The sequence below is a fragment of the Embleya sp. NPDC055664 genome (assembly GCF_053618075.1).
The window spans coordinates 49,501-63,695 of record NZ_JBSHGZ010000028.1 but is presented as its reverse complement, the minus strand read 5'-3'; the positions used below and the strand labels follow the sequence as shown (position 1 = coordinate 63,695).

The window sequence follows — 14,195 nt, the reverse complement described above, 5'->3', positions numbered from 1 at the left end:
TCCCCATCATCCCCACCCTCCCCACACTCCCGGGTCACGCGGTCCCCACCGCGAACCCCACCGCCTACCGGGCCAATCCCTCCCGCAGGCGTTCGATGTCCTCGGCGTCCTTGGCCCGGCGCGGTCGGTGCGGTCGCCAGACCGGGGTCATCAACTTGATCTCGATCTGGGCCTCTGGCGAGATGATCGGACACGACACCCCGGCCAACTTCCCAGGGGGAGTGTCGAGCATCCCGTCCGGCCAGCGGGCGCCCGCCCACGGGCCGCCGGCCACGATCACGTGGCCCTCCGGGTCGCGATCCAGGAAGGCAAAACCCAATTCCACGTCTCCCGTCGTGTAATCGAGCTGCTGTTCGGCCGGTGCCCGGGCCAACCGCACGAAGCCGCGCGCGGCGAACGCGACTGTGAGCGCCGGGGCGTCCTCGGCCCACGCGAACCAGTCGACGTCCACATGCTCCCGGGTGATCCGGCCGAGGTAGAAATCCATCGCCCAACCGCCGCGCAACCAGACCTCGATACCCAATTCTCGCGCCAGGTCCTGGACTTCGACGATCAGTGCGAGCTGTTTGTCGGCATCCGACGACACAGTCATGGGTTTACCGTAGAGCGCCCGAATCCCGACTCGGCACCGTCTTGGCCGGCCGTCATCCACCCGTGACCGAAACGGGCGTCGATCGTGGTTCCGGCCATGTGCCGGACCCGCCCGCACCCACCGGACACCACCGGAATCGGCCATGGCCCCGATCGCCCCGTCGGAGTATCGACACGGAACAACCACGAGGTCCCCGACCCGATGTCACCCGCCACGCCGACGACACCCACGCTCGACAGAGTGTCCGAATACCGCCACCCGACACCCCTTTCCCTCGGTCGCCAAACAATCACACACAGTCATCACCCATTGTCGAAACGTGCCTCCCGCCGGTACGCCTCCACCTCCGCGGCCGTCGGCGGATCCGCGCCCGGGCGGGAGCAGGTGAGTGCCGCGATCGACGAGGCGTCGACGAGCAGTTCGGCCAGGGTCGACGGGTCGAGGTCACGGACCCCGTTCGGGCTCAGCAGCTCCCGCCGACGGAGCGCGTCCAACAGCCCGGCCGTGTACGCGTCGCCCGCGCCGACCGTGTCCACCACCCGCACCGGCACGGCCGGGATCGTCGCCCGGCCCGCCCGGCAGACCCCGTACGCACCTTCGGCCCCCCGGGTCACCACGACCAGACCCGGCCCCCGGCGCAGCCACTCGTCCGCCACGTCGCGGAACGACCGCGCCGGATACAGCCATTCCAGGTCCTGATCGCTGACCTTGACCAGATCGCACAGATCCACCAGCACCTCGATCCGCGCCCGGGCCGTCTCCGGCTCGCCCATCAGGGACGGCCGGCAGTTCGGGTCGTACGACACGAGCGCCCGGCGCCCGGCGTGCGCGGCGGCCAGCAACTCCCGTACCGTCTCGGCCCCCGGCGCCAGCGTCGCCGCGATCGACCCGGTGTGCACGCACCGGGACTCGGCCGGCACCCGCACCTTCGCGGGCAGATCCCACACGATGTCGAAGGAGTAGTCGGCCACCCCCGCCGCGTCCACCCGCGCATACGCCACGCTCGTCGACCCCGAGTGCACGCCTTCCGGCGCCGGCACCACCCCACTCGCGGCCAGGTGCGCGGACAGCAACTCGCCGTACTCGTCCTTCCCATAACGGGTGATCAGCCGCACCGGCACCCCGAGCCGACCCAGGCCGACCGCCACATTGGCCGGACTGCCGCCCGGATGGGCGACGGGCGCGCCGCCCTCGGTCCGGACCAGATCGATCAACGCCTCGCCGATCACCGTGATCACGGCCGAACCTCCCTCGTCGTACGCCGACTTCGCGTCTCGCCCGGTCACGGCCCCACCTCGCCCGAACCCCGGGGGATGAGCCGGGTGCGCATGTGTACGTGCTGGACCGGGGTCGGATCCCCCGCCAGCCGCCGGAACAACAACTGTGCGGCGGCCTGTCCGAGGCCGGACGGATCCTGGGCGACCACGGTCACCGCCGGCGTGAGCATGTCGGCGAGTTCGAAGTCGTCGAAGCCGACCAGGGCCGGCTGTACCGGGGAGCGGCGGATCTCGCGCACCGTCTCGACGGTGAACCGGCTGTTCCCGCAGAACACCGCCGTCGCCGGATCGGCGCCGCCGAGCATCGCCCGCAACCACGCGCGCAGTTCCTCGCCGTACGGCGGCCCGTTGTACACCAGGCGCGGATCGACCTCGATGCCCGCCTCGGTCAACGCCTCGCGGTATCCGCGCACCCGCTCGCGCGCGGTGAAGATCTCCAACCGGTCGCCGATGAAGGCGATCCGCCGATGCCCGTGCCGGACCAGATGCCCGACGCCGGTCCGGGCCCCACCCACGTTGTCGACCAGGACCGTGTCCGCCTCTATGTCGCCCGGCGGCCGGTCGACGAACACGCACACCATGCCCGCCTCGATCTCCGGCAGCAGATAGGTATGGCTGCCGCTGGCCGGCACCACGATCAGCCCATCCACCCGCCGGGCGCACAGCGCCAGCACGAGGTCGCGCTCCTTGTCCGGATCCTCCGCCGACGACGCGCTGAACAACACCGTGCCGTGTTGGTGCGCGATGTCCTGGATGGAGCGGGTGAGCGCGGACGAGAAGGGATCCGCGGCGTCCTCCAGCACCAGGCCGATGCTGGAGGTGTGCCCGGAACGCAGCTGCGCGGCACTGTCGTTGCGGCGGAACCCGGTCTCGGCGACCGCCGCCCACACCGCCTGCCGCTTGACCGCGCTCACGTTCGGCTCGCCGTTGATCACCCGCGAGACGGTCTTGATCCCCACGCCGGCGAGGGCGGCCACGTCCTTCATCGTGGAGCGCCCGCGCCCGCGTGGTCGCTCCGGTGTCGTCGGGCCGGCCATCGCATTCCTTTCGGGCGACCGGGCTCACACCCGGCACTCACGGTGCGTGTTGCGCGTTGCGTGGTGTGCGTGTTGCGCGTGGGTAGGGGCACGGGAGCGGGACGGCGCCGCACTCACCCCACGGCCCGACGACGCAGCGCCTCCGCGATGGTCGGTGCGGACCGCAGCCGAGGCAGCAGGGTCGCCTGGACCGCGTGGTACGCGTCGGGCTTGCCCCGCCAGACGTCGGCCGAGGGCCGCGCGTCGGCGTCGAGTTCGTGATGCCAGCCGCCGTGCTCCCGGTCCAGGAATACGGCGTCGGCATGCTCCCACCACACTCGGTACCAGTCATCGTAGTCGGCGTCCCCCGAGGCCCGACGCAGCGCCGCCGCGGCCGCGATCGCCTCGGCCGCGACCCAGTGCATCCGGGTCCGGACCAGCGGTTTCCCGGACCAGTCGACGGTGTACACGAAGCCCGGCCGACCGTCGGCGCGCCACCCCTCCCGCACCGCCGCGTCGAACAGCGCCACCGCGTCCGCGCGCAGCCACCCGGGCGGCTGCGGCAGCGCCTCGGCCAGCGTGATCAGCAGGCGGGACCACTCGAACCAGTGGCCCACGGTGGCGCCGTAGGGACGGAACGGGTCGGCGGGGCGCTCGCGGTTGTACTCGGGCAGTGGGGTCCAGTCCGCGGTGAAGTGTTCGATCAGCCGCCAGTGGTTGGCGCGGGCGTGCTCGTGCACCACCCGCTCGGCGATCCGCAGGGCGCGTTCGCGCCAGCGGGCCTCGCCGGTGGCGTCGGCGGCGGCCAGGAACGCCTCGACGGCGTGCATGTTGCTGTTGGCGCCCCGATACGGCTCGCCGACGGTCCAGGTCCGGTCCCAGGATTCGGCGCAGGCGCCGCGGTCCTGCTCCCAGAAGCGGCGCTCCACCACGTCGAGGGCCTCGGTGAGCAGCGCGGGCGCCTCGGGATGACCGGCGGCGCACGCGCTCGCGGCTGCCAGCACGACGAACGCGTGGTCGTACATCCGCTTGCCCTCCGGGCGATCGGGGTCGGCGCCGGTGTCGCCGTCGCCCGGCGCGGGTCGGCCGGCGCGATCCACGACCGGATGCCAGCCGCCGTACTCGTGGTCGCGCAGCGGCCCGGTCAGCGCGGCGATCCCGTGCGCCACGAGCGCGCCCGCCTCGGCGGCGTCGAACGCCGACCCACGGGCCTCCGCACGCAGCCGGGCCAGGGCGAACACGTGGGTCATCCGCGCGGTCACCCACGTGTGCACCACCCCGTCCGGCAGCGGCCGGCCGACGTCGTCGAGCCAACCGAAGCCGCCGCCGGTCAACTTGGCGCCGGCCGCGAAGCGGATCAGCCGGTCGCATTCCGCGTCGAGCCGGGCCGTGTGTTCGGGGGAGTCCGGCCAGGGTTCCGGCCAGGGTTCAGCTGCCATGTGCCGCACGCTCCCTATGACATCGTTGTCATGCGGACCGTACCCGTCCCACCCCCTGCTGTCGACATCCCGCCCCGATCGTCCTCGGCGGCCCTGCGTTCGGCGGTACCTGTCGGGGCAATCGCCGTAATCCCCACCCGGTTTCCGCCTCATCCGAGGTGGCACAACCCCTGGACACCCGCCGATGTGGCCGGCACTGTACTGACACCGTTGTCAGCGGCAGGCGGCGCGGATCCCCTCGTCCCCGTCCCGACACACGTGCGAACGCGTGGCGCCCGCCGGGTCCGGCCGAGCCCGGCTCGCGGGGAACGACCCGACAATCCGAAGGAGTTGGGCACGTGCAACCCCTGATCGAAGGTCGCGGCCTGGTCAAGCGATACGGCCAGGTGCAGGCCCTGCGCGGCGCCGACTTCACGGTCTTCCCGGCCGAGGTGGTCGCGTTGATCGGCGACAACGGTGCGGGCAAGAGCACCCTGACCAAGACCCTGGCCGGCACCGAACGCCCCGACGCGGGCCGGATCCTCTTCGAGGGCCGCGAGGTGCACATGGAACGCCCCACCGATGCCCAGGGGTTGGGCATCGAGACGGTGTACCAGGACCTCGCCCTGGCCCCGGATCTGGACGGCCCGGCCAATCTCTTCCTCGGCCGCGAACTGCTGCGCCGCGGTCTGGCCGGCCGCCTCGGCGTGCTGGACAAGGCCACGATGCGGGCGCGGGCGATCGAGGCGTTCGCCCGACTCGGCGTCGAACTCCAGGACGTGGACGCGCCGATCGGGACGTTGTCCGGCGGCCAGCGGCAGAGCGTGGCCATCGCCCGCGCGGTCGCCTGGGCGGACAAAGTGATCTTCATGGACGAGCCCACCGCGGCGCTCGGCGTACTCCAGCGCGGCCGGGTGCTCGATGTGATCCGCCGGGTCCGCGACAACGGCATCGCGGTCGTGCTGATCAGCCACAACATGCCCGAGGTGTTGTCGGTCGCGGACCGTGTCGAGGTGTTGCGCCTCGGCCGCCGGGTGGCGAGTCTGCCCGCGGCGGAGACCACGGTGGAGGAACTGGTCGGCGCGATGACCGGCGCGCTCGACACACTCGACACGGAAGGCGCGCCGGCATGAACCGCGACGACACGGCCACCACACCGAACTCCCAAGACCGCCCCGACCACCCGCCGCAAGACGACGCGGCCGACAACCCGGACGCCCGGCCCGCGAAGCGGTCCGACGGCCGTCGCGCCGATCCCCCCGAACCGCCGGACATCGACCCCGCCTCGACGCCCCGTGCACACCCCGCGGTCGCCTTCGCCCGCACGGTCCTGTGGCCCCGCCTCGCCCGTACCAACACCTGGTGGACCTTCCTGGTCCTGATGGTCCTGGTGGCCGCCTTCTCGATCATGCGCCCGTCGCAGTTCCCGACCACGTTCAACCTGCGCAACGTGGCCACGGACGCCGCCGTGCTGCTGATCATCGGCGTCGGCATGACCTTCGTGATCATCATGGCCGGCATCGACCTCTCGGTCGGCTCGGTCCTGGTGTTCGCGGGTGTCGCGGCGGCCAAGACGATGACCGCCGTCTCCGGCCCGGACGCGGGCTGGGGCGCGATCCTGCTCGGCGTACTCGCCGGCCTCGCCGCCGGTGCCGCGTGGGGCGCGTTCAACGGATTCCTGGTCGCCAAGGCCCGGGTACCGGCGCTGATCGTCACCCTCGGCAGCCTCGGCATGGCGCTCGGCCTGGCCCAGGTGATGACGGAGGGGCAGGACGTCCGGGGCGTGCCCACCCGGTTCACCGACACCATCGGCAACGGCCGGGTCCTGGGCGTGCCCTGGTTGGTGGTGATCGCCCTCCTCGTCACCGCGGTCGGCGCGCTCGTGCTCGGCACCACCCGATTCGGCCGCCGTACCTACGCGGTCGGCTCCAATGCCGAGGCGGCGCGCCGGGCCGGCATCCCGGTCGACCGGCACATGATCGCGGTGTACGCCCTGTCGGGCACCCTGGCCGGGCTCGCCGGCGTGTTGTCCCTCGCCCGCTTCACCACCACCACGATCGGCGGCCACGCCAACGACTCACTGGGCGCCATCGCGGCCGTGGTGCTGGGCGGTACCAGCCTGTTCGGCGGCATCGGCACCGTCGTCGGCACGCTGATCGGCGTGTTCATCCCCGCGATCCTGCAGAACGGCTTCGTCATCCTCGGCGTGCAGCCGTTCTGGCAGAGCGTCGCGGTCGGCGCCGTCCTGATCGCCGCCGTGTACGCCGACCAGTTGCGCCGCCGCGGTCGCCAACGCCGTTGAACCACACAGCGGTTGCCGAGCCACCATGCGCCCTTCGCCACCACCCCCGCATCGCCCCACCACCGCCAGGAGGCACTGCCCGATGAAGACACCGACCTATGTCGCCGTGACCATCGCCCTGACCGCGGTCGCCGCCCTGAGCGGATGCAGCGACGACGACGGCGGCTCCGGGGGCGGGCGCAAGATCACCTTCGTCCAGGGCGTCAAGGGCGACGAGTTCTACATCTCGATGGCCTGCGGCGCGCAGCAAAAGGCCAAGGAACTGGGCGTCAAGCTCGACGTGACCGGCGCGGACAAGTGGGACGCCTCGCTCCAGACCCCGGTGGTCAACGCGGTCGCGGCCAAGAGCCCCGACGCGGTGCTGATCGCGCCGACCGACACCCGGGCCATGCGTCAACCCGAGCAGCAGCTCAAGTCGCGCGGCGCGAAGGTGATCGAGGTGGACACCAAGCTCGACGACGCCTCGATCCGGGAGACCGCGATCTCCTCCGACAACGAACGCGGCGGCATGCTCGCCGCACAGACCCTGGCCGCCCAGGTCCAGGAGCGCGGCGCCGTCGCCGCGATCAGCGTCAAACCCGGCATCTCCACCACCGACGCCCGCCTGAAGGGCTTCGAGACCGAGATCAGGAAGCACCCGGGCATCACCTATCTCGGCGTGCAGTACAACGACGACGACCCGGCCAAGGCGGCCTCGATCGTCACCTCCACCATCGCCTCGCACCGCGACCTGGTCGGGGTCTTCGCCGCCAACGTCTTCAGCGGCGAGGGCGCGGCCACCGGCATCGAGCAGGCGGGCAGGGCCGGCCAGGTCAAACTGATCGCGTTCGATGCCACCCCCAAGCAGGTCGAGGCGCTGCGCAAGGGCTCCATCCAGGGTCTGATCGCGCAGAAGCCCTTCGACATCGGCGCCCAGGGCGTGGAGCAGGCCGTGGCCGCCCTGGACAAGAAGCCGGTCCCCAAGGCCATTTCCACCGACCTGATCGCCGTCACCAAGGAGAACGTCGACCAGCCCGACGTCAGCAAGTACCTGTACAAGGGCGCCTGCTGAAGCGGAGGCCCGCGCCCCCGCGAGCCCCCGCACCCCGGACCCGCCGCGCGAGGGCCCTCGACGCGGTCGAGCCCCCGTGGGGAGTCACGGGGGCTCGACCAAGGATGTGCGCTCGGATGCGACGGTGTGTGTCGCGAGGGGCGTACGCGACGTGCCGGATCCGGCCGGGGTGCGGAGGAGTCGAGGGGCCGGGGCCGCTATGCCTCGACCGGTACCACCGGAATCGGTGCTACTTGATGATCGTGGTGAGCGGCAACTTGTCCTCGCGCTCGATGATGCACGCGGCCTGGTGGTTGCCGTGTCGCCACGACTCCATGTCCAGCGGGTACGTGAACGAGAACGTGATCTTCGGCGAGGCGGGCTGCCGGTCGACGATCGGGCCGACGTACTGCTCGCACAGTTCGCTGACCTTGTCCTCGTAGCCGGGGGTTTCCGGCGTGACCGTGGACGGCAGGTCGAAGGCCCGGCCGACCTGGCCGTTGTGCGACTTGCTGCACGGCACGTCGTCGGTCTTGGTGCCGTTCTGGTTGATGCACTGGCCGGTCTTGTACGTGAACGCGTCGATCACGTCGGCCGAGCCGCTCGCGGAGCCGGTCGGCTTCGGCAGACCCGTCGCCTTGCCGGTCGGCTTGCCGGTCGGGCTCGTGGTGGCCTTTTCGGTGGCGCTCGCGTTCGTGGACGCGGTCGCGGAGGACGAGGGAGCCTTGCTGCTCTTGTCGCTCTTGTCACTGCCGAGACAGCCGGACAGCAGGGCGGTGGCGGCGACGACTCCGGCCACGGCCGGCGCGATCGTGCGCAGGCGGTGGATGGTGGGCATGAAGGACACAACCTTTCGCTTTTCGGGACGCCCAAGATCCTGTCGCGATCCACGGTCGAAAGGTTGAGGGAAACGGTGCTTGAACATTCGCCGAAATCGGCGTATCCGCGCACGGTGGCACAGCCGCGGCGACCAGTCGCGGCAACGAGTCGCGGCAATCAGTCGCGGTACGCGTCGAACCAACGGGGTTCGATCCCGCGCCACGCGCCGTCCATCGTGTCCGATTCCCGTGCCCCTTCATCCTCGTACGCCGGCGCCGTCCACGCCAGCCCCTCGCGCGAGGTAGGTGCCGCGCCGCCCGGCGGCGCGATCCGGCGCACCGCCACGCCGACGACCTGATCGCGGTGCACGAAGCCGTACGCCCGCGAGTCCCAACTCGCGGCGGTGTTGTCGCCCAGCACGACCAGCGCGCCCTCGGGCACACGTTCCTCGGCCACGTCGCGCAGTACCGGGAACCGCTCCCGGGGCACCCGATCGCCGCCCACCGCCACCGCCCGCTTGATCATCAGCCGACCGGCCGGTCGCGGGGCCAACTCCGGCCGCATCGGCAGCGCGGCCAGCTCCTCCGGGGTCGACTCCAGCAGCTCGGGCGGCAGTCCGGGCAGCGTCGCCGGATTGGGCACCAGGACGACCACCACCTGACCGGCCCGGACCCGGACACCACGACGCACCAGGAGCCGATCGCCCGGGGCGAGCGTGGGCTCCATGCTGGGCCCCTCGACCGTGGCCACCAGATAGTGCCGCCGCACCCACAACAGCGCCGCCCCGCCCAGCGCCCCGATCGCCGTCCCGGCCGCCACGACCGTACGTCCGTGCACCCGTGCGCTCACTTCGCCTCCTGATATCCCGCGGCCTGGAGCCGGAAGAGTTTCGCGTAGTACCCCTCGCGGTCGAGCAACTCCTCGTGCGAGCCCTGTTCGGCGATCCGGCCGGCCGCCAGCACCACGATCACGTCGGCGTCGCGCACCGCGCCGAGCCGGTGCGAGATGAGCAGGCTGGTGCGACCCTCGCGGTACTCGCGCATCCGGGTGTGCACCTCGTGCTCGGCCTGCGGATCCAGCCCCGAACTGGGCTCGTCCAGGATCATCAGATCCCGCCCGACGCGCACGAACGCCCGGGCCAGGGCCAGCCGTTGCCACTGACCACCGGAGAGCACCACACCGGTGTCCGGGTTCTCCTTGTCCGCCTCGCTGAAGAACATCCGGGTCAGCAGCGTGTCGTAGCCACGCGGCAGGGCGGCCAACTTCTCGTGGATGCCCGCCCGTTGCGCGGCGGCCACGATCCGGTCCCGGTCCTCCGAGTGCGCCGGGTCGCCGAGCGCGATGTTCTCCGCCGCGCTCATGTCGTAGTTCATGTGGTCCTGGAACACCGCGCTGATCCGCTCGCGCAGCGCGGCGGGCGGGATCTCGCGCAGGTCCACGCCGTCCCAGGTGATTCGGCCCCGGGTCGGGTCGTACATCCGGCACATCAGCTTGACCAGCGTGCTCTTGCCCGCGCCGTTGAGCCCGACCAGGGCCACCGCGCGGCCGTGCGAAAGGCTCAGGTCGACCCCGTTCAGCACCCAGGGGTGGTCCTCGCTGTAGCGGAACCAGACGTCGTGGAACTCGATGCCCGTCCCGGGCGCGGGTACCACCGTCGGTGCGGCGGTCGCCGAGACCAGGTCGGGTTCGGCCCGGGACACCGCGACGTAGTGGGTCAGGCCGAGCAGTTGCCCGTAGGTGGCGGCGATCGAGGCGACCAGGGTGTTCAGCGCGTTTTGGATACCGGTCAGCGCGGCGACGAACATCACCACGTCGCCGACGGTGAGCCTGCCGTCGTGGGCCGCCGTCACCGCCCACCACAGGCCGCCGCCGGCCACCGCGGCGCCGAGTGCGCCCAGCGCCGCCTGGGTGACGAACTCGCGCAGATCCATGCGCCGTTCGGCCTCGTTGGCGCGCCGCCGTTCGCCCATCATCCGGGCCCGCAGCATCGGCCCGATCCCGAACAGCCGGATCTCGGTGGCCGCCTGAACACCCGTCAACAGCCCGCCGTAGAAGAACTCCCGGCGGTGCACCTGCTCGTTGTCCCACACCATCGCGGCCCGCATGCGGGACAACCGCAGCTCGGCGATCAGCACCGGCACAGCCGCGACCAGCACCAGGGCGGTCATGGTGGGGCTGAGGATCAACAACGAGCCGATGAAGCCGACCAGGGTCAGCGTGCCCTGCAGGGTGCTGCCCGCGCCGTCGACGAGGCCGCCGACGTTGGTGGTGCCCTGCTTGGCCAGCCGCAGCCGGTCCAGGAACGCCGGGTCCTCGAACCGGCGCAGCCCCACCTGGCGTTCGGCCGCGCCGAAGAGTCGATCGGTGGCCAGCACACCGGTGGCCCGGCCGACTTGGGCGTGCAGATAGCGGCCGAGGCCGGGCAGTACGGTCGCGGCGAGCCCGATGAACGCGAGCGCGAGCGCGGGCGTGGTGATCGAATCGTGCGGGTCGGCCAGCCGGTCGAGCACCAGCTTGGTCGACCACGCGGTGGCGATCGGCAGACCCGCCAGGCCGATCGTGACCGCCAGCGACCCGATCGCCTGACCGGGCGCGGCACGCAGGATCAGCGCCAGCCCCACCCGCGCGGCGCCGGCCGCCTCGCGGGTGGATATCCGTCCGCTCACGCGGGGGCTTCGCTGAACAGGTCCGCCATTCGCCCGCCACTGGCCACCACGCGCCGATCCCGCCCGAGCAGGTACACCGAGGGTGTCCAACTGTTGTGGAAGGCCGCCTGCACGGCGCCGTCGTAGTCCTCCCGGATCACCCGAGCCACCGGGGCGAGGATCGCCGCCAACTCCGGGTCGTCGCCCGCGATCACCGCGATCACCCGCTCCCGCCCCATGACCCGGGCCTGTTCGGCGAACCGCGGCGCGAGGGTGTGGCAGGGTTCGCACTGCGCGGAGAAGAACCCGACCATGCCGTAGACATCGGAGTCGGAGACCTGCTCACCCTCGGTGGTGGTCGCGGTGAACACCTCCGGCTGCGCGCCGAGCGGCAGCCCGTGCTCGGGTGGGTCCGAAGGCGCGTGGCCGCCGTGCGCCGGACGCGAGGGTTCGCGCAGGCGCCGGATCACGCCCAGGGTGAGCAGCAGATTGGCCGCGGTGATCAGGGCGAGCAGGACCACGGCGGCGACCAGGTAGGGCATCAGGCAGTCCTCGCGAACAGGTCGACGATGTCGTCGAGGGTGATGATCAGGAGTGCGCCGACCAGGCCCGCCACGCCCGCGATCAGGCCGCCGGCGAGCGGCGGGGAGTCGGCGGCGCCCAGCATGGCGGCTGCGGCGCCGGCGCAGGCGGCGGCGAGCAGGACCGCGTTGCGGGCCAGGTGACGCGCGCCCAGCGGGGCGTCGGAGGCGCCGAAGCAGCGGCACGAGGAGCGCCGGCCGCGCCGCAGCGCGCCGGCGATCGCGACGGTGAAGGCGAGCAGCAGCACCGCCGCGACCGTGAACCCGAGTGCGCCCAGGGGCGGGACCGCGACCAGGATCGGCACCGCCGTCTCGGCGGCCACCACGAGGACCGCGATCGGCCGGGCCCGCCCGATCGGCATCGGCACCAATCGCGGCACCGACGCGACGAAGCCGGCGAAATCCCGGAACTTCGAGACCGCCGAGACGACGAATACCAGGCCGACCAGACACGCGCAGCCCACATATACGTACCCCATGGGCACCCCCTTTTATGGCGCACGGAAACAGCGCGCGCGAAATCATCGCGGCCCGCCGTCGAGTCGGGTGGGCTCGTTCGTCCTTCCGTGCCGGAAGCGGTGGTCGAGAGATCCGCGGGACGTCGACCTCGTGGGTCGGGTGTCCCGAAATTGACGGCAGTAATCCCGCTGTACGTTATTGCGGGACGAAGTAATTGCGCCGGGGAAAGCTGTTGTCGTGAGAGCGATGGAGAGCGATTTCGTGGGGTCGCCGCGGGCGGGGAGGGTTGGGGGCCTGCCCCGCCCGCGACGGGGTCATCGGTGGATCGTCAGCATCCCTTGGCGATCAGCGTGGTCTGGCAGCCCTCGTTGAGGCAGCAGACGCGCAGGTAGTAGTACCCGTTCTGGCAGTAGTAGCGGGTCGAACAACCGGCTTCCACGGTGACCTTTTGGGTCATGCGGTTGAGCAGGCGGTCGGCGAGACGCATCATGACGTCTCCTCTCCCGGCCGGGTAGGGCCGTTTGGATTGGGTGATCGGATTATTTCCAGTTCCCCTTTTTATTGGCAAGACCCAAAATTGCGCCGGCCGATGATCGACATCGCCCGGTGTGGCCGTCGGCCAATTCCCGCCAGGTAATGGCAGGTTCGTTTACCCGCACACGGACATATGGATACGACTGGATACGACGCTCTTACGGGACGAGGTGGGCGAAAGCGACGACATTGCCGGAGTAGTGATTCTTCTTGCTGTACGCACCACCACAGGTGATCAGCCGCAATTCCGGCCGGGCCGCGTCGCCGAACACCCGCGCGGTGGGGAACGCGTCCTTGGCGAACGCCTCGACCCCGTCCACCTCGAACGCCGCGACGCTGCCGTCCTCACGATCGATCTCGATCCGGGACCCGCGCGGGAGCGCGCCGAGCGGATAGAAGACCGCCGGGCCGGCCGCGGTGTCCACGTGGCCGGCGATCGACGCGGTGCCCTTCTGCCCGGGCGTGACGCCGCCCTGGTACCAGCCGGCCAGGTTGCGCTCGCCCTGCGCGGGTACGTCGATGCCGCCGTCCTTGTCCAGACCGACCCGGGCCAGCGGCGCCGAGATGCCCAGCGCCGGGATCCGGATCCGGGTCGGCAACGACGCGCGCATCGGCGCCGCCTCCGGCGCGGGCGCGGGCACCTCGGCGCCGCCCACCGGCCCCGCGCTCGCGCCCACCGGCCCCGGAGCCGACCCGGGGATCGGCCCGGGGACCGGCACGGCCGCCGCGGCGGGCGGGCGCGGCGGCGGCCGGTCGGCGTCGAACCCGGCGTACAACAGACCGGAGCCGCAGATCGCCAGCGCGCCGGTGGCCGCCGCCCAGACCAGGCGACGGCCACTGCGTCGGTGCTGCCGATCCGCGGCGCCCTCGGGTGCCTCGGGTACGGAACGAGCCATCGGTCAGGCGGGGTTCGCGGCCCGACGGCGCAGCGCGACGAAGCCGGTGCCGGCCGCGCCCGCGAGCACCAGACCACCCACCGCCAGCAGCGCCGGGTCCGCGCCCTGGGTGCCGCCGAAGCCGGCCGTGGACGGCGCGGTCGGCGCGCCGCCCATCACGTGCAGGCTGCCGATCAGCTCCTGACCCTCACCGCAGACCACCTTGACCTCGTAGTCGCCGGTGGCCACGTCCTTGATGGTCGCCTGACCCTTGACCTCGTCGCCGGAACGGGTGAGAGTGACCGAGGACGTGAACGCCTCCGAGGTCGCGGTCGCGGTGTTCGCGGTGCAGTGCTTGTCGTCCGACAACAACACGGTGTCGCCGGGGCGACCGGAATCGGCCTGCATCGGCGTGGCGGCGAATGCCGCGCCTGCGGAACCGCATACGGTGAGACCGACGATCGTGCCGACGACGGCGAGACGGGCACAGCGCATTTCGTCCTCCAATGGGCAGCCGGAACCCGAACCCGACAGACCGGGCTCAAGGGGGAGTTCCGCTACAAGGAACGTAAAAAGCCGCCGAATCGCCCGCCACCGCTCGCCGCCGAACGGTGGACCACGCGGAGCGTGGGGGTGGAACGCGCCCG

Annotated in this window: 15 protein-coding genes; 3 read left to right on the top strand and 12 right to left on the bottom strand. The window is 71.5% G+C overall.

The genetic code is table 11. The annotated features are described in order from the left end of the window. Nucleotides 1-64: 64 nt before the first annotated feature. The 4 genes from ACWGR4_RS34045 to ACWGR4_RS34030 all read right to left on the bottom strand — a co-directional run bounded on the left by ACWGR4_RS34045 (nucleotide 65) and on the right by ACWGR4_RS34030 (nucleotide 4,324). Nucleotides 65-592 carry a nucleotidyltransferase domain-containing protein gene (locus ACWGR4_RS34045; RefSeq protein ID WP_380003963.1) on the bottom strand — a complete coding sequence of 176 codons (528 nt, stop codon included), beginning with the start codon at nucleotides 590-592 and terminating at the stop codon, nucleotides 65-67. 302 nt (nucleotides 593-894) lie between these two features. Next, entirely contained in the window at nucleotides 895-1,878 is a 984-nt protein-coding gene (locus ACWGR4_RS34040) for a carbohydrate kinase family protein (protein WP_452132301.1), read from the bottom strand. After that, the gene (locus ACWGR4_RS34035; RefSeq protein ID WP_380003961.1) at nucleotides 1,875-2,906 is read right to left on the bottom strand and encodes a LacI family DNA-binding transcriptional regulator; all 1,032 of its coding nucleotides are present in this window, start codon (nucleotides 2,904-2,906) and stop codon (nucleotides 1,875-1,877) included. Before ACWGR4_RS34035 ends, ACWGR4_RS34040 begins: the two co-directional genes overlap by 4 nt. A 113-nt stretch (nucleotides 2,907-3,019) precedes the next feature. Further along, nucleotides 3,020-4,324 (bottom strand): AGE family epimerase/isomerase, encoded by a 1,305-nt coding sequence (locus ACWGR4_RS34030; protein WP_452132300.1) that lies wholly within the window; start codon nucleotides 4,322-4,324, stop codon nucleotides 3,020-3,022. A 338-nt stretch (nucleotides 4,325-4,662) separates the two neighbouring features. Between ACWGR4_RS34030 and ACWGR4_RS34025 the strand changes: the two genes are divergently transcribed. The 3 genes from ACWGR4_RS34025 to ACWGR4_RS34015 all read left to right on the top strand — a co-directional run bounded on the left by ACWGR4_RS34025 (nucleotide 4,663) and on the right by ACWGR4_RS34015 (nucleotide 7,656). Further along, nucleotides 4,663-5,436: an ATP-binding cassette domain-containing protein gene (locus tag ACWGR4_RS34025; protein WP_380041299.1), complete on the top strand. Its 774-nt coding sequence runs from the start codon at nucleotides 4,663-4,665 to the stop codon at nucleotides 5,434-5,436. Beyond that, nucleotides 5,433-6,605 carry an ABC transporter permease gene (locus tag ACWGR4_RS34020; RefSeq protein ID WP_452132299.1) on the top strand — a complete coding sequence of 391 codons (1,173 nt, stop codon included), beginning with the start codon at nucleotides 5,433-5,435 and terminating at the stop codon, nucleotides 6,603-6,605. Before ACWGR4_RS34025 ends, ACWGR4_RS34020 begins: the two co-directional genes overlap by 4 nt. A gap of 82 nt (nucleotides 6,606-6,687) precedes the next feature. Further along, complete coding sequence (locus ACWGR4_RS34015; RefSeq protein WP_452132298.1) at nucleotides 6,688-7,656, top strand: ABC transporter substrate-binding protein; 969 nt, start codon at nucleotides 6,688-6,690, stop codon at nucleotides 7,654-7,656. 229 nt (nucleotides 7,657-7,885) lie between these two features. Here ACWGR4_RS34015 and ACWGR4_RS34010 read toward each other — a convergent pair whose 3' ends face one another. From ACWGR4_RS34010 to ACWGR4_RS33975, 8 genes are all read right to left on the bottom strand, one after another. Then, nucleotides 7,886-8,473 (bottom strand): septum formation family protein, encoded by a 588-nt coding sequence (locus ACWGR4_RS34010; protein WP_380003956.1) that lies wholly within the window; start codon nucleotides 8,471-8,473, stop codon nucleotides 7,886-7,888. A 158-nt stretch (nucleotides 8,474-8,631) separates the two neighbouring features. Continuing rightward, entirely contained in the window at nucleotides 8,632-9,303 is a 672-nt protein-coding gene (locus ACWGR4_RS34005; protein WP_452132297.1) for a S26 family signal peptidase, read from the bottom strand. Then, on the bottom strand, nucleotides 9,300-11,120 hold the full coding sequence (locus ACWGR4_RS34000) for an ABC transporter ATP-binding protein (RefSeq protein ID WP_452132296.1): 1,821 nt from the start codon (nucleotides 11,118-11,120) through the stop codon (nucleotides 9,300-9,302). The genes ACWGR4_RS34005 and ACWGR4_RS34000 overlap by 4 nt, the downstream gene beginning before the upstream one ends. After that, nucleotides 11,117-11,641: a peroxiredoxin family protein gene (locus ACWGR4_RS33995; RefSeq protein ID WP_452132295.1), complete on the bottom strand. Its 525-nt coding sequence runs from the start codon at nucleotides 11,639-11,641 to the stop codon at nucleotides 11,117-11,119. The genes ACWGR4_RS34000 and ACWGR4_RS33995 overlap by 4 nt, the downstream gene beginning before the upstream one ends. Next, nucleotides 11,641-12,159: a MauE/DoxX family redox-associated membrane protein gene (locus tag ACWGR4_RS33990; RefSeq protein WP_452132294.1), complete on the bottom strand. Its 519-nt coding sequence runs from the start codon at nucleotides 12,157-12,159 to the stop codon at nucleotides 11,641-11,643. The genes ACWGR4_RS33995 and ACWGR4_RS33990 overlap by 1 nt, the downstream gene beginning before the upstream one ends. A gap of 308 nt (nucleotides 12,160-12,467) precedes the next feature. Continuing rightward, entirely contained in the window at nucleotides 12,468-12,629 is a 162-nt protein-coding gene (locus ACWGR4_RS33985; protein WP_380003951.1) for a hypothetical protein, read from the bottom strand. Nucleotides 12,630-12,831: 202 nt separating this feature from the next. Continuing rightward, the gene (locus ACWGR4_RS33980; RefSeq protein ID WP_452134291.1) at nucleotides 12,832-13,569 is read right to left on the bottom strand and encodes a class F sortase; all 738 of its coding nucleotides are present in this window, start codon (nucleotides 13,567-13,569) and stop codon (nucleotides 12,832-12,834) included. Between the two features lie 3 nt (nucleotides 13,570-13,572). Further along, on the bottom strand, nucleotides 13,573-14,043 hold the full coding sequence (locus tag ACWGR4_RS33975; protein WP_452131834.1) for a hypothetical protein: 471 nt from the start codon (nucleotides 14,041-14,043) through the stop codon (nucleotides 13,573-13,575). Nucleotides 14,044-14,195 lie beyond the last annotated feature (152 nt).